Below are 18986 nucleotides of genomic sequence, written 5' to 3'. Positions count from 1 at the left end.
GGTGCCTTTCAGGAGTTCTGAAGTACAGGCTCGGGAGCCGCGGGAACGCGGACCGGGCGGAGGAAGAGGAACAACACGACGACGATGTACAGCACCCACGCGATCGCTTGGAAGACAGTGGGTTCGGGGCGGAAGTTGAAGATGCCGGCGAGCACGGTGCCGTACCAGCTCGAGGCATCGAAGTGTGCGGTGATGTCGAAGGCGACAGCACTGCCACCGGGCAGAACTCCGCCGATCTGCAGGGCGCGGATGCCGTAGGCCAGGATTCCGGCGGCGACCACGATGAGGAAGATGCCGGTGTACTTGAAGAACACGGCAAAGTTGATGCGCACCGCGCCGAAGTACAGGAACACCGTCAGTACTGCGGCGACGACGATGCCCAGTAGAAGTCCGAGCAGCGGCCACAGGCTGCCGTTGGTGTTCTCGGCGTACCCGACCATGAGCAGTGCCGTCTCGACGCCCTCACGGCCGACGGCGAAGAACGAGAGCGTCAGCACTGCAGCAGGCCCGACGGTGAGAGCTTTCTCCATGTTCGCCCGCAGCTCGCCGGAGATGTTCTTGGCGGCGGTACGCATCCACAGGACCATGGCCGTGACGATGACGACGGCGACCAGCGAGGCCGCTCCCGCGATGATCTCGGCCGTCAGTCCGGTGACCGTCGACGTGCCGTAGTGGATGACGAAGAAGATGACGGCGACCATGGCAACGGCCAGTCCGACGCCCAGCCACACCCATTTGAGTGCGTCGCGCCGGTTCGCCTTGACGAGAAACGCCACGAGAATCATGACGACGATTCCGGTCTCGAGACCCTCGCGGAGACCGATCAGGCCGCTGCCGAACATCTGGGTAGCGATCGACGGCGCAGATCCTGCGGCAGCCAGTACGGACACGGATGGTGCTCCTGTTGTGCGTCGAACATTGGTACGCCTTGCCTCGCGAAGGGTAGGCGACCCTCATGCGTGAAGGTTGACAGAAACATACACCCTGCAACCTGGTCCTTATGCACGTTGTACTGGGGTTTTATCGGCCTTTAGCTTTCTATTACCTTCCGTGTGCAGGATGGTGAGGTGATCTCACGAATCTGCGTGCTCGCCACCGCATCGGTACTCCTTGCGCTCACCGCATGTGGCAGCAGCGAGCCGAAGCGTGAGATTCCCGAGGGCATTCCGCCCGGCCCGGGCACGGAGGTGCCGATCATCGACTTCAATGCCCCCGGCCGAACGGCCGATCTGCTCATTGCCTGGGCAGAGCCGCAGACCGATGCGCTCGGTATCTCGGTGACCGCACTCGCGTCGTACGGGCACGCTGCCGCGATCATGGCCGAGACCGACGCGGACTGCGGCATCGCCTGGACGACACTGGCCGGGATCGGGTACATCGAGAGTCGGCACGGCACCTACCAGGGGTCTTCCGTGCAACCCGACGGACTCGTCGCACCGCCCATTCGCGGAATCCCACTCGACGGCGGACCGGGCGTCGCCGAGATCCCGGACACCGACGGCGGATCGATGGACGGCGATGCCGAGTTCGATCGTGCGATGGGACCCATGCAGTTCATCCCCGAGACGTGGAAGAAATGGGGAGTCGACGCCAACGGCGACGGCATCGCAGATCCGGACAACATCGACGACGCCGCTCTGACGGCGGCGCGTTATCTCTGCGCGCGCGGCGGTGATCTGCGGACGGCGCAAGGGTGGGAGAGCGCGTTGATGGCGTACAACCTGTCGGGCCAGTACCTGCGCGACGTGCGAGATCGAGCGGCCGCGTACTCGGTAGGCACCAGGCCGTAGAAACTCCGTGCATCGCGGGCACCATGCAACAGCGGCTAGTCTTGCACCCGGCACAGTCCGCCGGTCCCCGTTACTAGGAGAAGCATTCGTGGCCATCATTGAGCAGGTCGGAGCTCGCGAGATCCTCGATTCCCGTGGCAACCCCACGGTTGAGGTCGAGGTCGCATTGGACGACGGGACGTTGACCCGTGCAGCCGTTCCCTCCGGCGCATCCACCGGTGAGCACGAGGCCGTCGAGCTTCGTGACGGCGGAGACCGCTACGGCGGCAAGGGCGTCGAGAAGGCCGTCAACGCGGTGCTCGACGAGATTGCACCCGCCGTCATCGGCCTCGACGCCATCGAGCAGCGCACCGTCGACCAGGCCCTCCTGGACCTCGACGGCACTCCCGACAAGTCCCGCCTCGGCGCGAACTCCCTGCTGGGTGTCTCGCTCGCTGTCGCCAAGGCTGCTGCGGAGTCCACCGGACTCGAGCTCTTCCGCTACCTCGGTGGCCCGAACGCCCACATCTTGCCGGTGCCGATGATGAACATCATCAACGGTGGCGCGCACGCAGACAGTGGCGTCGACGTCCAGGAATTCATGATCGCGCCGATCGGTGCGGCCACGTTCAAGGAGTCGCTGCGCTGGGGTGCCGAGGTCTACCACGCACTCAAGGCAGTGCTCAAGGCCAAGGGCCTGTCCACCGGCCTCGGCGACGAGGGCGGCTTCGCTCCCGATCTCGCCGGAACCAAGGCAGCTCTCGACCTGATCCTCGAGGCCATCGGCAAGACCGGTCTCAAGCCCGGCCAGGATGTCGCGCTCGCCCTCGACGTGGCGGCCACCGAGTTCTACACCGCGGGCACCGGCTACGCCTTCGAGCGTGAGACCAAGTCCGCCGAGCAGATGTCGGCCTTCTACGGCGAGCTCGTCGACGCTTACCCGCTGGTCTCCATCGAGGATCCGCTCGACGAGAACGACTGGGACGGCTGGGTCGCACTCACCGAATCGATCGGTGACAAGGTTCAGCTCGTCGGCGACGACCTGTTCGTCACCAACCCCGAGCGTCTCGAAGACGGCATCGTCAAGGGTGCGGCCAACGCACTGCTGGTCAAGGTCAACCAGATCGGCACGCTGACCGAGACCCTCGATGCAGTGGATCTGGCCCATCGCAACGGCTACAAGACGATGATGAGCCACCGTTCCGGCGAAACCGAGGACACCACCATCGCTGACCTGGCAGTTGCCGTCGGCAGCGGGCAGATCAAGACCGGTGCCCCCGCCCGAAGCGAGCGCGTCGCCAAGTACAACCAGTTGCTGCGAATCGAAGAAGCTCTGGGTGACGCGGCGCGTTACGCGGGCGAGCTGGCTTTCCCCCGGTTCAATTACGAGGGCTGAGTCAACCGATACGTATGCACGAAGTGGAGAGTGAATGATGGCACGACGCGGAAGGTCCGGGACCAGTCCAGGTGGACGGGATCCCCGACCCCGCGGCCGTCCTTCCTCTCCGAATCGCTCGAAGCCGACCGGGGGTGCGTCTCGCGACGAGACCGCCTCCGGCCGGCCGGCCACTCCACCGGAGCCGTCGGATCAGGCGCGTGACGCCGTGGTGGGTGGCAAAGCTGCTCCGAGGCGCGTCGGTGTTCGTAGACCCAAGATGCCCGAGCGAACGTTCTTCGGGCTGTCCACCGGACGCGCGGTCATTCTCGGAGTCGTGGTGTGCGCGTTGGCGCTGACGCTGGCCGTGCCGCTCAGGACCTACTTCTCGCAGCGCGGTGAGCTCGAGTCCGTGCTGGCCGAGCGTCAGACCCTGCAGGACGAGGTGGACGCGCTCCAGACCCAGAAATCTCAGCTCAACGAACCGTCCCGCATCGCCGCCGATGCTCGCGAGCGGCTGCGGTTCGTCATGCCGGGGGAGACGCCGTATCAGGTGCAGCTCCCCGGCGACTACTCGCCGAGCTCCAAGGATCTCGAGGTGGACAACACCCCGACCGGGCCGTGGTACACCGACCTGTGGAACACCGCGGTGCAGCCGCAGGGATCGGACGAGCCGTCGGAGCCCACGTCCGCGCCCATGCCCGTCGTACAGCCAGAACCCGCTCCGGCCCCGCCGGTGCCAGAACCAGAAGGGGGACCCGTCGGGTGAATTCCTCGGCAGTCTCGCAGGAAGATCTCGATGCGGTCGCATCGCAGCTCGGACGTGAACCGCGTGGCGTACTCGAAATCGCGTATCGATCTCCGGACGGCAGGCCGGGTGTGGTGAAAACTGCCCCGAAGCTTCCCGACGGCACTCCGTTTCCCACCCTGTACTACTTGACCGACCCGCGATTGACGGCGGAAGCAAGTCGGCAGGAATCGGCCGGAGTCATGCGTGAGATGACCGAACGCTTGGGGACCGACCCGGAATTGGCTGCCGCCTATTTGCGTGCACACGAGTCGTACCTGGCTGAGCGTAACGAGATCGAATCTCTCGGAACGGATTTCACCGGCGGCGGTATGCCCGACCGCGTCAAGTGCCTGCACGTGTTGATCGCGCATTCGTTGGCCAAGGGGCCAGGAGTCAATCCGCTCGGCGACGAGTCGGTGGCATTGGCAGCCGAGAACTCGTTGCGCGGCAAAGCTATTCCGGCCGATTGGCCGACCATCGAAGAACTACGTGCGGAGAAATCATGACCAGGGTTGCAGCGATCGATTGCGGCACCAACTCCATCCGCCTGCTCGTCGCAGACAACAACGGTAAGACCCTCGCCGACGTCGCTCGTGAGATGCGGATCGTGCGCTTGGGGCAAGGCGTCGACGCGACCGGAGCCTTCGTGCCCGAGGCCATCGAGCGCACCCGTGTTGCATTGGTGGAGTACGCGGAGATCATCCGCAAGACCGGGGCCACCGCGGTGCGCATGGTCGCCACCTCCGCCACCCGTGATGCGTCGAATCGGGAGGACTTCTTCTCGATGGTGCGTGAGGTACTCGGCAAGGTCATTCCCGGTGCCGAGGCCGAGGTGATCACCGGAGACGAAGAAGCGCGGCTGTCCTTTGCCGGTGCGGTCGGTGAACTCGATTCTGCGGCAGGGCCTTTCCTGGTCGTCGATCTGGGTGGCGGTTCCACCGAGCTCGTACTGGGCGACGCCAAAGGTGTGAAAGCGGCGTTCTCGGCGAACATCGGCTGTGTGCGTCTGACCGAACGATTCCTGCATTCGGACCCTCCCACCGCAGACGAGATCAACGGTGCGCGTGAGTACGCCCGCGAGAAGTTGGCGGAGGCATTCGAGGAAGTCTCGATCGGCGACGCGTCGAGCTGGGTGGGTGTGGCCGGCACGATGACGACCATCGCGGCCATCGCCAAGGAACTACCCGAGTACGACGCAGACGCAGTGCACTTGTCGCGAGTGCCCTTCTCGGAGTTGTTCGAGGTATGCGAGGACCTGATCGGCATGACTCACACGCAGCGAAGTGCGTTGGGGCCCATGCACCCCGGACGGGTCGACGTCATCGGCGGCGGAGCGATTGTGTGCAGCGTGCTGGCCGAAGAGTTCGAGCGACGCGGGGCTGTCAGCTCGTTGACGGTCAGTGAGCACGACATCCTCGACGGCATCGCGATGTCGATCAAGATCTGATCTGCAATTCTGCAGACCCGGTCTGCGGCGATGTAGGTTGCATCGCTTCGTGTTTCGGTGAAGCCTGATAGGCGCTGTGGCTCACGTCACTGCTCCCGACGAGGCTAGGACCACCGATGACGACACCCGCCCAGCAGGCCCCGGCCGAAAAAGGTCTGGCGCGCGTAGCGCAAGCGCTCGCCAGGGGAACCGAGAAATGGTTTCCCGACGCGTACATCTTCGCCCTCGTCGGCGTGGTGGTCGTTGCTGTTGCTGCCTTCGCCAACGGGTCGTCTCCGCAGAATGTGGTCGACGCATTCGGAAACGGTTTCTGGGACCTGACGGCCTTCACGCTGCAGATGGCGATGGTCGTGCTCACCGGGTACGTCGTGGCAACCTCTCCACCGGTCGCCAGGTTGATCACCCGATTGGCGCAGGTGCCCAAGAGTTCCAGTAGCGCTGTCAGTTTCGTTGCGCTGCTGTCCTGCTCGGTGTCCTTCCTCAACTGGGGCCTGAGCCTGGTGTTCGCCGGTCTCTTGGCCCGAGCCATTGCGCGGCGTGACGATCTGCGGACGGACTATCGGGCTCTCGGGGCCGCTGCATTCATGGGACTCGGCGCGGTCTGGGCGCTGGGTATGTCGTCCTCTGCTGCTCAGCTGCAGGCGACGGCCAGTTCGCTTCCGGCGACTCTGCTTTCGGTGACCGGTGTGCTGGACTTCGGTACGACCATCTTCACGTGGCAGTCGTTGCTGATGTGCGTCATCATCATCGTGTTGACGGTCGTCATCGCACACGTGTCTGCTCCGAAGGGTGCCGCGATCAAGACTGCCGCCGACATGGACGTCGATCTCGACGACACCGTCGCCGAACCGGCACCGCGTACCAGGCCAGGGGAGTGGCTCGAGTACAGCCGCATCCTTCCGCTCTTCACCGGCACGATGACGCTGGGATGGCTTGTCTCGCAGCTATTGACGCTGCCGGTGCTGTCGGTGGTCAGCAGTCTGAACGGGTACCTTCTGGTGTTCCTGATGCTCGGTCTCGTGCTGCACGGCACCCCGCGCCGCTTCCTCGATTCCGTCAGCAAAGCGGTCCCCGCGACTGCAGGAATTCTGGTGCAGTTCCCGCTGTACGCCGCAATGGCGGCCATGTTGACCAAAGCGGAGGGTAGGGGAGGCGTCACGATTTCCGAGCACCTCGCCAACTTCTTCACCGACATCGGTAGCGGCGGTGGATTCGCCGTGGTCATCGCGGTCTATACCGTGGTGCTCGGGCTCTTTGTTCCGTCAGGCGGCGGCAAGTGGCTCGTCGAAGCGCCGTACGTAATGCAGTCGGCCACAGACGTGCAGATGAACCTCGGCTGGACCGTCCAGATTTACAACGTCGCAGAGGCGTTGCCGAACCTGATCAACCCGTTCTTCATGCTCCCGTTGCTGGCCGTTCTGGGCCTGCGAGCGCGAGATCTGATCGGATTCACGTTCCTGCAGTTCATCTTCCACTTCCCGGTGGTCCTGCTGCTCGTGTGGCTCCTCGGCATGACCTTCGACTTCGTGCCGCCGGTCATCCCGGCGCCATAGCAGCCCGATATGATCGTCACCGCTGGAGCGAGTCTCCGGCGGTGGCCCCTATAGCCCAATTGGCAGAGGCAGCGGACTTAAAATCCGCACAGTGTCGGTTCGAGTCCGACTGGGGGCACCGGAGTCCGTACGGATGCAGATTGCTGTTCCGCAACAATGCTTTTCGGCTGGCAACGTGGACTTCAGCGGCCTATCGCGGATTTGAGTGGACAACCGAGACAGTGGATTTCAGATCCGCGCGGTATGTACGTTCTTCGCCGTCGCATCTTCGTATTCGTCCAGCTCAGGGCCGGGATTCGGGTTGCGAAGTCGTCTCGGTGGGTGGCTCGCTGTCACGAGGCTGTCACAACCTGATCATGCTGAGCTGACTGACCTCGTCGACTCTCGCGATATTTCGGTTCAGTCATAGAGCCGGTTGTGCCGAAACAGGTTTCACATGCATGTCGGCCCAAGCGCTCGAGAGCATTGCCCTGGCGAAGCATTCTCGGAAGTCGCCAACGTAGATTGCATGTTGCGCATCGTCTCGTCCGAAACGCCAGCCCAGCACAGCCTCATGTTGCAGCCACGTCGGCGACCTGCTCCGAGTTGCCCGTTACAGACTTCCGGCCAGCCCGAGCATTTGCTGCAACGGTTGCCGCGAGCATCCCCGCGGACGGCCGGTCGGTGGCTGTTGCCCCGGAGCTTCCGCCGGCCGTCGCGAAGCGGATCGCGAGCACCGTGCAATTGCCCGAGACATCACGCTTCCAATCGAGTGGGCGCGATGGCATCGCTTTGGACTCAGCTCCGCGTGATCGAGTGCCCCCACCGGCGACTACGAGATGTAGCCCAGTAGCAGTGAGATGACGCCGACGGCGAACGGGGAGCTCGGAATGGCTATTCCGGTCGGCAGGTTCTCACCGCTGAGCACGGCCGGATCGGTGCGGGCTATCTCGGATTCGGATCCCGTTCGAAGTCCGAGTGGAGCGGACAGAAAACGGTACAGATGGTGCTCTCTACCAATCGTTCGGTGATGTCGGAACATTGCCGGACCGCACCTAGGGCGATGACGTGAGTCATACGCGTGAGGGACCTTCCGCCCTGTCTTCCACCGTGTAGTTGCGGACAATGGGATCGTGGCCTACTGCGGCGCTGAGAGCTGACGTCGTGACCGGCCGTGGATGCGAATTCGATCCGACCGCGGGATCCGTCGACGACTCGAGGGTAGAAGGTGGGCGGTGCGGCAAATCCGTTCCAGTAGTGCACGATCGGTGAAACTGTCGTGAGCTGGATGGACGTTGAGCCCTTCCTGGTGGCGCTCGCCATCGGACTGCTGCTCGGGTTCGAGCGTGAACGCAGCCATATCCGCACGCTCCCGGCGGGGTCGCGTTCGTTCGCGCTGTTGTCTCTTACCGGAGCCGTCGCCGCCGGCTTCGACATCTGGGCAGTCTCAGCCGGCATCGTCGTCGTTGGGCTGCTCATGGCGCTTGCCTATCTCCGCACCAGCGAGCAGGACGCGGGGACCACTACCGAGATAGCCGCGTTGGTGGCCTATCTGCTCGGCGCACTCGCCTATACCGACCCGTCGGTAGCCGTCGCCCTTGCCGTGATCGTGGCCGGACTGCTGATGTCGAAGTCTCGCATTCATCGCTTCGCCCGTCAGATGGTCAGCGAGATCGAACTCGAAGACGCCATCAAATCCCTCGTGGCGGCATTTGTCATCCTGCCGTTGTTACCTGATCGCGAAATCGGACCCTACGGCGTGCTCAACCCGGCCAAGGTATGGCTCCTCGTCGTTCTGCTCACCGGTATCGGGTGGATCGGATACATCGGCGTCCGGACGCTTGGGCCACAGCGCGGTCTGCTCGTCACGGGTCTGGCCGGCGGATTCGTATCCGCAAGTGCGACAACTCCGTCGATGGGCCGGCTGAGCCGGACGGCCGATGAGATGCGGGCACCGCTCGCCGGGGCGCTCGTTGCCAGCCTTGCCACCTTCATACAGTTGCTCGTCGTCATCGGTTTCGTCGAGCCAGACGTTCTTCGACGACTGTGGCCCCCGGTGGTTGCGGGTGCCATGGTGCTCGTTGTAGTCGCTGCCATCGTCTACCGCGGTGCCTCAGTGGCTCCACGAGACGCTGAGGTGATAAGCGTAGGCGTCGAGCCGAATACCGCGGCGCGGCCGTTTTCGTTGCGGCCGGCACTCGTGTTGGCTGCTGTTCTCGTCTTCGCCCTCTTCGTCGGCCGATGGGGTGCTGACGTTCTGGGTTCGCGGGGAGCGGTGCTCGCCGCAGCTGCGGCGGGTCTCGCCGATGCTCACGCCGGTGCTCTCGGGGCGGCGAGCCTGGCTGCGAAAGGCACCATCACGGTCGACAGCGCGCTGCAGGCAATCGCCGCTGCGCTCGGATCGAATCTGCTGGTCAAGAGCGTGCTGGCCTTCACTTCAGGTGGGCATCGCTTCGGTCTCGGGTTTCTTGCGGCCATGGCTTTGCCGACCGTCGTCTTCGCCGTCGTCATGACGTTCGTGGTGACGATGGGGTGAACTGCAGCGGACCTTTCCGCTCGTCGGTTTCGAGCGCAGAGGCGTCGATGCTCGACGTTTCGTAGCTCAGCACGTAGCTCGACTGAGCCCGCGCGCGGGCGGAGGTGAGGTGCGCTCGTACGAAAGCGACCAGGGATCGATCGTGTTCTCGTGCAGCCGCAAGCCGCGTCCTCGATCTCTCGGCAGAGTTTGTGAAGGCACCGAGTCATGCCCGGTGCCACTGTTCCTGTGGCGGAATGGATCCCCAGATTCGGGGCACTGGGAACGTGTCGCTGAAATACACGGATTTCTCGTCGACGACACCGACAAAGCGCATGTAGGCGTTTCCCGATTGACTTGCCAGCGTTGCCAGCAAGGCCATCCACCAGTGTCGTGCTCCCACCTCCTCCACACGGACCACCAAGTTCGGCGACCCCTCGTCGAACTGTTCGATGGCGGCGCACGCCGTGTTGTTGGTGGTCTGAGGATACGGAGAGCAGTCGGGCAGGGTGCGGTCGACGATTGCCTGGACCTTCGATGTTTTCATGCCTTCTCCGTTTCGTTCCGGTTCGGTAAGCGACCCTATCGATCACGCGGTACCCGGTGCTGTCGTCGAACGTCCCCACTCGGAGGGGCCGAGGTCCTCGATCGCCGTGTTTGGCACCGATCCATGAACTTCCTCGGTCGTAGATGGCGAAAGCCTTTGTGTCGTAGTCGCGTTCTCGGTGAAGGTCAACACGTCCGCGCGTTGCTCCTCGGGCAGAGCCGGTATTTCGGCGTGCTGCCACAGGGCCGTTACTGCAGTTTGCCTTTGCATGCAGGGACGATGACGACCGGTATATCGGCTCGATGGAGTACCGCACGGCTGGTCGATCCGCCGAACAGCGGTGAGATCGCACCACGGCTCCTGGCCCCGAGCACGATGAGTTGCGCGTGGGATTGGGATGCGTACTCGAGGAGCGCATGTGACGGTCGGTCGTGTGCAGCGTGAGCCGTGACTTCGACGTCGGGATACTTCTCGGACCACGAGGCAACGAGGTGATCGATCCACCGCTGTGGAGCAGAATCGCCACGCATGCGGGGCCCCAGGTCGATGGAGCGGGCGAACCCGGTTCGCGGTTGCAAGGACTCGTACGCATGCACGGCAAGCAAGGGGACGCCGAGTCGTGATGCCTGATCGAAGGCAACGTCGAGTACTGCATCGTCGTTGGACGAACAGTCGACGCCCACCACCGTGGGGCCGGTGGCGGACTCTGCTGCTGTTCCTGTGAAACTCTGCGGGACAACAGCAATGGGACATCGTGCGTGAGTGGCGACATCGGTACTGACCGAGCCCAGTACTGCACGCGCTACGGATCCCTTTCGACGAGAACCCAGCACGAGCATCCGAGCTGTGTCCGAGTACCCGTTCAATACCTCGTTGGGTGGGCCGGGATCCAGCACGGTCTCCACATCGGCGTCGTCGCCCAGTATCGACAACGCGATGACGCGGGCGGCGGCCAGCGCGGACCGCGCACGAGCACGCGCACCCGACGCGGTGCCACTGTTCGCGTCCGGTGCTCCGGTGCGCGTGATGTCCAGATCGACACCGGCATAGACAAGCAACAGTGTGGTGTCTCGGCCGACTACGTCGGTGGCAACCCAACGGACAGCGTTCCGAGCCGACACGGAGCCGTCGACGCCGACAACCGTGAGATTCTTTCGATGGTCGATCGCAGTGGTCATGCATCGATCCTCTGGGGTCGGGTCGAACCGGACCAGAGGCTTCGGACCTGTCGCACGGTGCCGAAGTCCTCGAATTCGGCACGACGGTCCGCACCGCTCGCCGGGTCGATCGAAGGTCCTGACAATCGGGGACGTAATACCCTGGGTTGCCCGATCCACCTGGGATGCAATGGGACTGCGTACCGATGAGTCCGCACGGAGTGGCCGAAAATCCTGTCGGACATTCGCCCATCGCAGATCGGAGTGGACACCATGGTTCTGGCCAATCGTCAGCGAGTCGTCGTCGGAGTGGACGGTTCGGAGAGCAGTGACGCTGCAGCACGGTGGGCGGCGGAGATGGCGGCCCGATTGCATTCCCCGCTGCACATCGTGAGCGCGGTCCGAGAGCCCACGTTCTACATGGCCGAGGAGGCCATTGCCGTGCCCGTCGAGGTGTGGAATCAGCAGAAGGAGAACGCCCGGAAGATCGTCGACGACCTGTCCGAGTCTTTGGTCGGTATCCATCCCGACCTTGCTGTGAGTACCGAAGTCGTCGTCATGTCTGCCGCCGCATTGCTGAGAGAGTGCTCACATACGGCGCGACTGGTGGTGGTGGGAAATTCGGGCTCCGGTGCCGTCAGTTCGTTCTTGCTGGGAAGTACGGCAAAAGCAGTCGCTCACAATGCGGACTGCCCGGTCGTCGTATGGCGGGAGGGCCGCTCGACGTTCGACGCGCCTGTCGTCGTCGGAGTCGACGGTAGCGCTGCGAGTGAGTCCGCCGTCGGACACGCATTCGAGGTGGCGTCGGCGTTGGGTGTTGCGCTCGTTGCCGTTCACTCCTGGAGCCCTGCTTCCAAAGCCGGCGGAGTCGCACTTCCGTATTTCGTCGACTGGCCGGCCTATGAACGGGAGGAGGCAGCACTCCTGTCCGAGAGCTTGGCCGGATGGGCCGAGAAATACCCGGATGTGCAGATCAATCGCGAACTGCGCCAGGGGAATGCTTCGCACACACTCGTGGATCTCTCCGCGCAGTCGCAGCTCGCCATCGTGGGCAGCCACGGACGCGGATCGATCGCCTCGCTGGTGCTGGGGTCTACCGGTGCCAATCTTGTTCACCACGCGCACTGTCCCGTCATGATCTGCCGCGACGGACGATGACCGGGCCCGTGACGAAACAGAGCACCTATGAAGCCCCGTCGAGAAAGGCCCATGTCATGGAAGAACACACTTGGTCGGTCGAAATCACCATCGACGAACACGACGACAAGACACGTGCCCTGGCGCGGTTGCATACTCGCGACGACACGAAGCTCACCGGTGTATGGCTGGCGCGAAAGAGCCCCGAGGACCCGATGGTCCCCGAGATAGGCGACGAGCTTGCCGTCGCACGAGCACTGTCGGATCTCGCTCATCAGCTGCTCGAATGCAGTGCGCAAGACCTGGAACAGGTTGTCCACGAACCTGTCCGAGTGCGGCTGTGAACGCACCACGCGATCCATCGTGGCTGTCTGCAGGTGCGCAGGAGAACGATGCACGATGTGAGAAAGTCGAAGCCGAAGCCGAGGAAGGCATAAGCGAACGCCGCCGCCGCGGCATCGTCGTTCTCGGCACTGTTCAGGTGGCAATGGCTTTGGCCGCTTGGCTCGATCTTGCGCGACGTAGTAGCGGGCAGGTTAGTGGCAGCAAGCGGCTGTGGGCCGCGGTCATATGCGTCAACTTCTTCGGTCCGATCGCATACTTCTTCTTCGGCCGGCGAGCGGATCCGCTCCAATAAGCGCCGCCGCTGTAGCTGAGCCACGTCCGACCGATCGACTTGCTGGTGCCAGTACGGTCACGCCTGCCCCGATGACGGCGGGCAGTGCGAAGGCCGAGTGCCGAGCCTCACGGCATCAACCTGTGGGCCGGTGCCGGGCACCGCAGCGCTTCCGCTGACCCGGCAGCGCGAATTATCGAAGAATTGGCCTCGGAGTTGTGAGGAATGTCCAGGTGTAAAAACCGCACGGATCGTGGTGTTTGAACCCACGCTCCAAAACCCGCAGCGGGCGTGCGGGATTGAGTACCGTCGTAGACATGCAACTGACTCGCTTCAGCGATCTGGCCCTACGGGCGATGATGTTGCTGGCAGCCGCCGGCCCGGACGGTCCTCGGATGACCACTGGAGCCATTGCAGTTCGAGTCAACGCGTCCGAACACCATGTAGCGAAAGCGATTACACGCTTGGTCGGATTGGGCTGCGTCCGTGCGCAGCGCGGCCGCACCGGCGGGCTCTTCCTCACCGACACGGGCCGATCGATATCGGTGGGCCACCTGATCCGTCAGCTCGAAGGCGATCGCGAAGTTGTCGAGTGCGTAGGGGACCGGCCCTGCCCACTTCTTGCCGCCTGCCGATTGCGGCATGCCCTGGCCGTCGCCAAAGAAGCGTTCTATGGCGAACTCGACCGCTACACGATCGACGATCTAGCCGCGTCCCCGACCATTCCACTCGCAATGGTCGCTTTTCCCTCACCCTGACCTGCCATTTCGACGTCGGCGGTCCATTGGAAGGAATATCTATGTCCACGTTCGGTCCCCTCACTGTCGATCACGAGCTCCAACCCGATCACGTCGACGTCGTCAGAGCGACGTTGCCGTTGGTGGGTGCCAATATCGACGCCATCACAACAAACTTCTATGCGCGCATGTTCGCCGCACGACCGGAGCTGCTGCGAAATCTGTTCAACCGCGGGAATCAGGCACAGGGAGCGCAGCAACGAGCTCTGGCCGCGTCGATCGCAACGTACGCCACTCATCTGGTGGACCCGACGCTGCCACACCCGGACGAAATGCTGTCCCGGATCGGACACAAGCACGCATCTCTCGGAATTACCGCCGACCAGTACTCGATCGTGTACGAGCACCTCTTCGCTGCGATCGTCGACGTACTCGGTGCCGAGACAGTGTCGACCGAAGTCGCCGAAGCCTGGGACCGGGTGTATTGGATGATGGCCGACACTCTCGTCGATCTCGAGAACCGCCTTTACGAGAGCGCGGGAGTGGTTGCGGGACAGGTCTTTCACCGCGGAATCGTCACTACGCGCACCGAAGATCCGTCCGGGGTAGTGGTGATCGGTGTGACCGGCGACTGGCCCGAGCTTCGCAAGGAGCACCCGGGTGGGTACGTCTCGGTCGGAGTGACTCTGCCCGACGGCGCGCGACAGATCCGCCAGTACAGCCTCATCTCCGGCAGTGACACAGGCGAATTGACGTTCGCCGTCAAGCCTGTCGTCGCCAGCGGTGGCTGCCCGGCAGGCGAAGTGTCGAACTGGATCTCGAGCACGCTACGCCCGGGAGACCTCATCGACATCAGCATCCCGTTCGGTGATCTGCCGACAGCCGACATCTCTGCGGGGTCCGCCGTATTGATCTCGGCCGGCATCGGCATCACGCCGATGAACGGGATTCTCGAACATCTCGCTCTGTCGGGTACGCAATCCGAGGTGTTGGTTGTCCACGCAGACCGTAGCCCCGCCGACCATCCGCTTCGGGCCCGTCAGCGACAACTGGTCGACGCCTTGCCGAACGCCGTCCTCGAACTCTGGTACGAGGAGCCCGGCGATGTGGCCGATGCACACCATGGGCGGTTGGATCTCACTCTTGTCGAAATTCCTCAGGGTGCGACGTTCTTCGTCTGCGGCGGTGGCGGTTTCGTGCGGGCCGTCACATCGCAACTCGTCGACTGTGGGGTCGACAAGTCGCGTGTCCATTGCGAATTGTTCGCCCCGGACGAGTGGTTGCTCGGCGCAAGCGTCGGCCGGTAGTCGCGCCGGCGAGCAGAGCTGCCTTCTGTCGTCAGATGGAAACGCCGTGGCGGCGATCTCCGAGAACGCGCTCGGCCACAAGAGCTTCCATAGCGGCCGAGAAGGGCTCATGTCTGCCCTCCGTGACGACAACATCGCCTGTGTGATCCGAGTCGTTGTTTGTGGTCGAAGTCATTGTCAGGCATCTCCATCTCGTTCGGTGTCCTTCACAGGATCGACGACGATGGACAGATACGCAAGAAAGTTTGCTGTTCTGGCAACGGTGGAGGGCGATTTCAGACTTCGGTGCGGTGTTGCCCGACGCGCGAAATCAGGTAGGGAGTTGCACCTTCCGTAGGGTCATGTGGTGCAGTGAGCGTATTCCGCCCAATGAGGAAGGCTCGCACATGTTCTCGTCCTTCATCCCGCCGCGCCAAGTCACGATCGGGGCAGCCGCCGCCTTCGTCGGCACCACGCCGCGAGCGATCCGTCACTACCACCAGATCGGCCTGATCCCGGAGCCCGAGCGGGGGAGCGACGACCGCCGCCGCTATGGCTACGACGAGATGATCCGGCTGTTGTGGATCCGCCGGATGGCCGAGGCCGGCATTGCTCTCGACGATATCCGCGACGCCTTGGCGGATGCGCCCGGTACCGCCGACAGCGACGTCGCGCGCATCCTTGATCGGCTCGAAGGGTCCCTCGTTGCCAGGCAGGCCGAACTCGAGCAGCAACGGAAAGCTGTGCAGCGCATGCGAGCTCGGGGGAGCAGGTTGGGCCTGCTCTCCGATGTCGTGGGCGACCGCCTCGCAGGCCTGCGCGAGGGGGCCCTGCGCCAGGACGACCTGGACACCCTGCTCGTGACCGAGCGGATCTTCGGCGACCTCGGCGCGTCCGTCCAGGCGTCGCGGTTCATCGCCCTGGCCGCCCGCCCGGACCTGCGGGAGGCTTCTGACCGAGTCGACGCCGCCGAAGAGGCGCTCGACGACACGGTAGCCGTCGACGACCCTCGCGTGGCAGAGGTGGCTGCGGAACGGCACGCCTTCGAGACCGCACTTCGCACGGTCATCGACAGCTCCGGCCTGGCGCAAGCAGACGACGGCCGATTCGACGCGTGGGACGAGTTGCACCCCCCGCCCGCCGACGCCGGTTCGGCGTGCGGGTCGACAAGCCTTGCCGAGACCGTCCGGATGATGCCCTACGACTTTTCCCCTGCACGACTGCGATGCATGGAACTGGCCCTGGAACTCGACGGATCCGGCACGACATGAGTCTCCGGAGTGTCGGGTCGAGTTCGATCCGGGGCACAGTCCCTGCTCAGGTCGGAGCTTGGCCAGAATGTGCTGGACTTCGGCTGCTGCCGTGGGCATTACGTGGTGCCTCGCGCACCGTCAAGTAGGCGAGGGCTTCGACGCAGCGCGTCCCGCCGATGGCTCGCGGGTCGACAACGCGTGTGCCGCGAACTGTCGGTGTGCCGAGCAGTTCTATACAGGCACTGTGTGCGGTCACAAGTGAAATGAAAACACAGTCCCTTGCCATTGATTTGCAAAACAATTGCACTGCGGAACTAACGTCAAGAATATCGTTCTGATCCGATAGGGACCAGTTAGGCTCGGTCGGTGACGGACTCAACGTGGGACGGGTATGTCCGAGTGCGCGGTGCTACCGAGCACAACCTGGCAGCGGTCGATGTCGACATACCCCGCAATGCCTTCGTCGCGTTCACAGGGGTCTCGGGGTCCGGGAAGTCGTCACTGGCTTTCAGCACGTTGTACGCCGAAGCGCAGCGACGCTACTTCGAGTCTGTTGCCCCCTACGCGCGGCGACTGCTTCAGCAGGTGGGCGCACCCCATGTCGCCTCCATCACCGGCCTTCCACCGGCCGTTGCGTTGCAGCAACGCCGGGGTTCGCCCAGTTCACGCTCGAGCGTCGGCACCATCACCACGATGTCCAACCTGCTGCGCATGCTGTATTCGCGGGCCGGTACCTATCCTGACGGTGTTCCGCTGCTCGCGGCCGAAGCGTTCTCACCGAATACCGTCGCCGGTGCCTGCCCACGATGCGGTGGGTTGGGCGACTTCCACGATGTGACAACGGAACTGCTCGTTCCCGACCCCTCTTTGAGCATTCGGGAGGGAGCGATCGCGGCGTGGCCGGGCGCCTGGCAGGGCGCGAATCTGCGCAGCATCGTCAGCGGCATGGGTATCGACATCGACGCGCCGTGGCGCACGCTGAAGAAGAAGGACCGAGACTGGCTTCTGTTCACCGAGGAGCACCCCAAGGTGTTCATCGAGCCCGAAGAAGGCCGCGTCGACCACAGTTACGAGGGCAAGTTCTGGAGCGCCCGGAGTCACGTGATGCACGTTCTGGCGGACTCGAACAGCGAGCGCATGCGGGACCGCGCGCTGCAGTTCACCGAAACCGTCCGCTGCCCGAAGTGCTCCGGCAGTGGACTGCGCGAAGATGCGCTGGACGTCACCATCGCCGGCCACTCGATCGCCGAGATCAATGCGCTATCGCTGACAGAACTTGCCGCAGTACTGCGCCCGGTATCCGAACAGTCGGGGGAGGCCGCTGAAGTGGCGGTGCGCATCACCGCCGACCTGCTGGCCAGAATCGACGTGTTGCTCGAGTTGGGTTTGGGCTATCTGGCGCTCGGGCGAAACTCGACGACTCTGTCGCCTGGCGAGACGCAGCGGTTGCGGATCGCCACTCAGCTCCGTTCCGGTCTCTTCGGGGTGGTGTACGTGTTGGACGAACCCTCCGCGGGGCTGCATCCCGCGGATGCCGAGCCACTGCTCGACGTTCTGGACCAGCTGAAGGCGTCGGGCAACTCTCTTTTCGTCGTCGAACATGACATGGATGTGGTCCGCCGTGCCGACTGGGTGGTCGATATCGGGCCCGCGGCGGGCGAGGGCGGCGGCCGGGTTCTGTACAGCGGCCCCGTCGACGGCTTGAAAGAGATCGAGGAGTCGGTAACCAGCAAGCATCTCTTCGGGCGAGGGGAATCTCTGCAGCGTGAGCCGCGGCCCACCGACGGATGGCTGACTCTGACCGGAGTAACCCGGCACAATCTGCGCGAGTTGACGGCGAAGTTCCCACACGGGGTGCTGACGGCGGTGACGGGTGTGTCGGGTTCGGGGAAGTCGACGCTCGTCAGCCAGGTCTTGTTCGAGGTGGCGCGCCACCGCCTCGAGACCGCGGCAGACGAGGACGATGACGCGCAGATCGAAGTCGACGTGGCCGAGGTCTCCGGAATCGAGACGTTCACCCGACTGGTCCGGGTGGATCAGCGTCCCATCGGCCGCACTCCACGATCGACACTGGCCACCTACGTCGGAATGTTCGACATCGTCCGCAAACTGTTTGCCGCCACCGATGAGGCCAAGGCTCGAGGATGGGCACCCGGACGGTTCTCCTTCAACGTCGCCGACGGACGATGCCCCACGTGCCAGGGCGACGGTTTCGTCGAGGTGGAGCTGTTGTTCCTTCCCGGCACCTATGGCCCGTGCCCCACCTGCCACGGTGCCCGGTTCACCCCGGAAACTCTCGAAATCACCTGGCGCGACAATACAATTGCCCAGGTATTGGGCATGTCGGTGGACGAGGCTGCGATGTTCTTCGCCGATGTCACGGGAGCATCCCGCAGTCTGGAGACCTTGCGCGATATCGGGCTGGGCTACCTTCGGCTCGGTCAACCCGCGACCGAGTTGAGCGGCGGAGAAGCGCAGCGCATCAAAATTGCCACCGAATTGCAGCGCACTCGCCGCGGCACTGCCCTCTACCTACTGGACGAACCGACAGCAGGGCTGCACCCCTCCGATGTCGCCCTGCTCATGCGTCAATTGCACCTGCTCGTCGACGCGGGCAACACCGTGGTGATGGTCGAACACGACCTGGATGCCGTAGCCTCCGCAGACTGGGTCATCGACCTCGGTCCCGGCGGCGGCGACAACGGGGGCACCGTGGTCGCCACCGGCACTCCCGCCGAAGTGGCGGTGTCCCCGAACAGCAGAACGGGATCATATCTGGCCCGCCGACTCCAATCCTGAACTGGCGCTTCATCTTGCAGGGGCGC

The 18986-nt window shown here is 63.8% G+C and carries 19 protein-coding genes and 1 tRNA gene; 15 read left to right on the top strand and 5 right to left on the bottom strand.

The window, feature by feature from the left end:
* Window positions 1-8: 8 nt before the first annotated feature.
* Window positions 9-890, bottom strand: a complete 882-nt coding sequence (gene efeU / locus AB0P23_RS13385) for an iron uptake transporter permease EfeU (protein ID WP_032385654.1) — start codon at window positions 888-890, stop codon at window positions 9-11.
* Between the two features lie 177 nt (window positions 891-1067).
* Between efeU and AB0P23_RS13380 the strand changes: the two genes are divergently transcribed.
* The 7 genes from AB0P23_RS13380 to AB0P23_RS13350 all read left to right on the top strand — a co-directional run bounded on the left by AB0P23_RS13380 (window position 1068) and on the right by AB0P23_RS13350 (window position 7052).
* Window positions 1068-1790, top strand: coding sequence for a lytic murein transglycosylase (locus AB0P23_RS13380; protein WP_094622351.1), 723 nt, complete (start codon window positions 1068-1070; stop codon window positions 1788-1790).
* Between the two features lie 88 nt (window positions 1791-1878).
* Entirely contained in the window at window positions 1879-3165 is a 1287-nt protein-coding gene (eno, locus tag AB0P23_RS13375; protein ID WP_027496113.1) for a phosphopyruvate hydratase, read from the top strand.
* A 259-nt stretch (window positions 3166-3424) separates the two neighbouring features.
* Complete coding sequence (locus tag AB0P23_RS13370) at window positions 3425-3913, top strand: septum formation initiator family protein (RefSeq protein WP_230593554.1); 489 nt, start codon at window positions 3425-3427, stop codon at window positions 3911-3913.
* Complete coding sequence (locus tag AB0P23_RS13365; RefSeq protein WP_032371198.1) at window positions 3910-4440, top strand: DUF501 domain-containing protein; 531 nt, start codon at window positions 3910-3912, stop codon at window positions 4438-4440. Before AB0P23_RS13370 ends, AB0P23_RS13365 begins: the two co-directional genes overlap by 4 nt.
* Window positions 4437-5381: a Ppx/GppA phosphatase family protein gene (locus AB0P23_RS13360; RefSeq protein WP_032401198.1), complete on the top strand. Its 945-nt coding sequence runs from the start codon at window positions 4437-4439 to the stop codon at window positions 5379-5381. Before AB0P23_RS13365 ends, AB0P23_RS13360 begins: the two co-directional genes overlap by 4 nt.
* 116 nt (window positions 5382-5497) lie before the next feature.
* Window positions 5498-6934: a TIGR00366 family protein gene (locus AB0P23_RS13355; protein WP_283542406.1), complete on the top strand. Its 1437-nt coding sequence runs from the start codon at window positions 5498-5500 to the stop codon at window positions 6932-6934.
* A gap of 44 nt (window positions 6935-6978) precedes the next feature.
* Window positions 6979-7052 (top strand) — tRNA-Leu (locus AB0P23_RS13350).
* Window positions 7053-7745: 693 nt separating this feature from the next.
* On the opposite strand, the gene AB0P23_RS13345 is transcribed toward AB0P23_RS13350, so the two are convergent.
* Window positions 7746-7955 (bottom strand): hypothetical protein, encoded by a 210-nt coding sequence (locus AB0P23_RS13345; RefSeq protein WP_032373008.1) that lies wholly within the window; start codon window positions 7953-7955, stop codon window positions 7746-7748.
* 246 nt (window positions 7956-8201) lie between these two features.
* Here AB0P23_RS13345 and AB0P23_RS13340 point away from each other — a divergent pair, with 246 nt between their 5' ends.
* Window positions 8202-9449, top strand: a complete 1248-nt coding sequence (locus AB0P23_RS13340) for a DUF4010 domain-containing protein (protein WP_032373007.1) — start codon at window positions 8202-8204, stop codon at window positions 9447-9449.
* A gap of 205 nt (window positions 9450-9654) precedes the next feature.
* On the opposite strand, the gene AB0P23_RS13335 is transcribed toward AB0P23_RS13340, so the two are convergent.
* Both AB0P23_RS13335 and AB0P23_RS13330 read right to left on the bottom strand, forming a co-directional pair.
* Entirely contained in the window at window positions 9655-9975 is a 321-nt protein-coding gene (locus tag AB0P23_RS13335) for a hypothetical protein (protein ID WP_230593555.1), read from the bottom strand.
* 248 nt (window positions 9976-10223) lie between these two features.
* Complete coding sequence (locus AB0P23_RS13330) at window positions 10224-11153, bottom strand: universal stress protein (protein ID WP_287453655.1); 930 nt, start codon at window positions 11151-11153, stop codon at window positions 10224-10226.
* Between the two features lie 252 nt (window positions 11154-11405).
* On the opposite strand from AB0P23_RS13330, the gene AB0P23_RS13325 reads away from it, so the two are divergent.
* The 5 genes from AB0P23_RS13325 (at window position 11406) to AB0P23_RS13305 (ending at window position 14929) form a co-directional block, all read left to right on the top strand.
* Window positions 11406-12290 (top strand): universal stress protein, encoded by an 885-nt coding sequence (locus AB0P23_RS13325; protein WP_206498300.1) that lies wholly within the window; start codon window positions 11406-11408, stop codon window positions 12288-12290.
* 56 nt (window positions 12291-12346) lie between these two features.
* Window positions 12347-12613: a DUF1876 domain-containing protein gene (locus tag AB0P23_RS13320; RefSeq protein WP_206498299.1), complete on the top strand. Its 267-nt coding sequence runs from the start codon at window positions 12347-12349 to the stop codon at window positions 12611-12613.
* On the top strand, window positions 12610-12906 hold the full coding sequence (locus AB0P23_RS13315) for a PLD nuclease N-terminal domain-containing protein (protein ID WP_308051278.1): 297 nt from the start codon (window positions 12610-12612) through the stop codon (window positions 12904-12906). The genes AB0P23_RS13320 and AB0P23_RS13315 overlap by 4 nt, the downstream gene beginning before the upstream one ends.
* Before the next feature lie 296 nt (window positions 12907-13202).
* Complete coding sequence (locus AB0P23_RS13310; RefSeq protein WP_027496129.1) at window positions 13203-13643, top strand: Rrf2 family transcriptional regulator; 441 nt, start codon at window positions 13203-13205, stop codon at window positions 13641-13643.
* Window positions 13644-13684: 41 nt separating this feature from the next.
* Entirely contained in the window at window positions 13685-14929 is a 1245-nt protein-coding gene (locus tag AB0P23_RS13305; RefSeq protein WP_032373005.1) for a globin domain-containing protein, read from the top strand.
* Window positions 14930-14960: 31 nt separating this feature from the next.
* Here AB0P23_RS13305 and AB0P23_RS13300 read toward each other — a convergent pair whose 3' ends face one another.
* Complete coding sequence (locus AB0P23_RS13300) at window positions 14961-15104, bottom strand: hypothetical protein (protein ID WP_155289472.1); 144 nt, start codon at window positions 15102-15104, stop codon at window positions 14961-14963.
* Between the two features lie 211 nt (window positions 15105-15315).
* Here AB0P23_RS13300 and AB0P23_RS13295 point away from each other — a divergent pair, with 211 nt between their 5' ends.
* On the top strand, window positions 15316-16179 hold the full coding sequence (locus AB0P23_RS13295) for a MerR family transcriptional regulator (protein WP_363797821.1): 864 nt from the start codon (window positions 15316-15318) through the stop codon (window positions 16177-16179).
* Window positions 16180-16527: 348 nt separating this feature from the next.
* The gene (locus tag AB0P23_RS13290) at window positions 16528-18960 is read left to right on the top strand and encodes an excinuclease ABC subunit UvrA (RefSeq protein ID WP_363797819.1); all 2433 of its coding nucleotides are present in this window, start codon (window positions 16528-16530) and stop codon (window positions 18958-18960) included.
* The last annotated feature ends 26 nt before the right edge of the window (window positions 18961-18986 follow it).

It is taken from the genome of Rhodococcus sp. NPDC077669 (assembly GCF_040686915.1).
Lineage (GTDB): Bacteria > Actinomycetota > Actinomycetes > Mycobacteriales > Mycobacteriaceae > Rhodococcoides > Rhodococcoides fascians.
The sequence above is the reverse complement of the archived record's forward strand: the minus strand, read 5'-3'. Positions and strand labels throughout refer to the sequence as shown.

Bases quoted from the DNA above. Each gene is read 5' to 3' on its own strand.
- AB0P23_RS13330 (WP_287453655.1), bottom strand. From the start codon at position 11,153: ATGACCACTGCGATCGACCATCGAAAGAATCTCACGGTTGTCGGCGTC.
- AB0P23_RS13360 (WP_032401198.1), top strand. From the start codon at position 4,437: ATGACCAGGGTTGCAGCGATCGATTGCGGCACCAACTCCATCCGCCTG.
- AB0P23_RS13370 (WP_230593554.1), top strand. From the start codon at position 3,425: ATGCCCGAGCGAACGTTCTTCGGGCTGTCCACCGGACGCGCGGTCATT.
- AB0P23_RS13355 (WP_283542406.1), top strand. From the start codon at position 5,498: ATGACGACACCCGCCCAGCAGGCCCCGGCCGAAAAAGGTCTGGCGCGC.
- AB0P23_RS13295 (WP_363797821.1), top strand. From the start codon at position 15,316: ATGTTCTCGTCCTTCATCCCGCCGCGCCAAGTCACGATCGGGGCAGCC.
- AB0P23_RS13305 (WP_032373005.1), top strand. From the start codon at position 13,685: ATGTCCACGTTCGGTCCCCTCACTGTCGATCACGAGCTCCAACCCGAT.
- AB0P23_RS13340 (WP_032373007.1), top strand. From the start codon at position 8,202: ATGGACGTTGAGCCCTTCCTGGTGGCGCTCGCCATCGGACTGCTGCTC.
- AB0P23_RS13325 (WP_206498300.1), top strand. From the start codon at position 11,406: ATGGTTCTGGCCAATCGTCAGCGAGTCGTCGTCGGAGTGGACGGTTCG.
- AB0P23_RS13310 (WP_027496129.1), top strand. From the start codon at position 13,203: ATGCAACTGACTCGCTTCAGCGATCTGGCCCTACGGGCGATGATGTTG.
- AB0P23_RS13335 (WP_230593555.1), bottom strand. From the start codon at position 9,975: ATGAAAACATCGAAGGTCCAGGCAATCGTCGACCGCACCCTGCCCGAC.
- AB0P23_RS13345 (WP_032373008.1), bottom strand. From the start codon at position 7,955: ATGTTCCGACATCACCGAACGATTGGTAGAGAGCACCATCTGTACCGT.
- AB0P23_RS13300 (WP_155289472.1), bottom strand. From the start codon at position 15,104: ATGACTTCGACCACAAACAACGACTCGGATCACACAGGCGATGTTGTC.
- AB0P23_RS13320 (WP_206498299.1), top strand. From the start codon at position 12,347: ATGGAAGAACACACTTGGTCGGTCGAAATCACCATCGACGAACACGAC.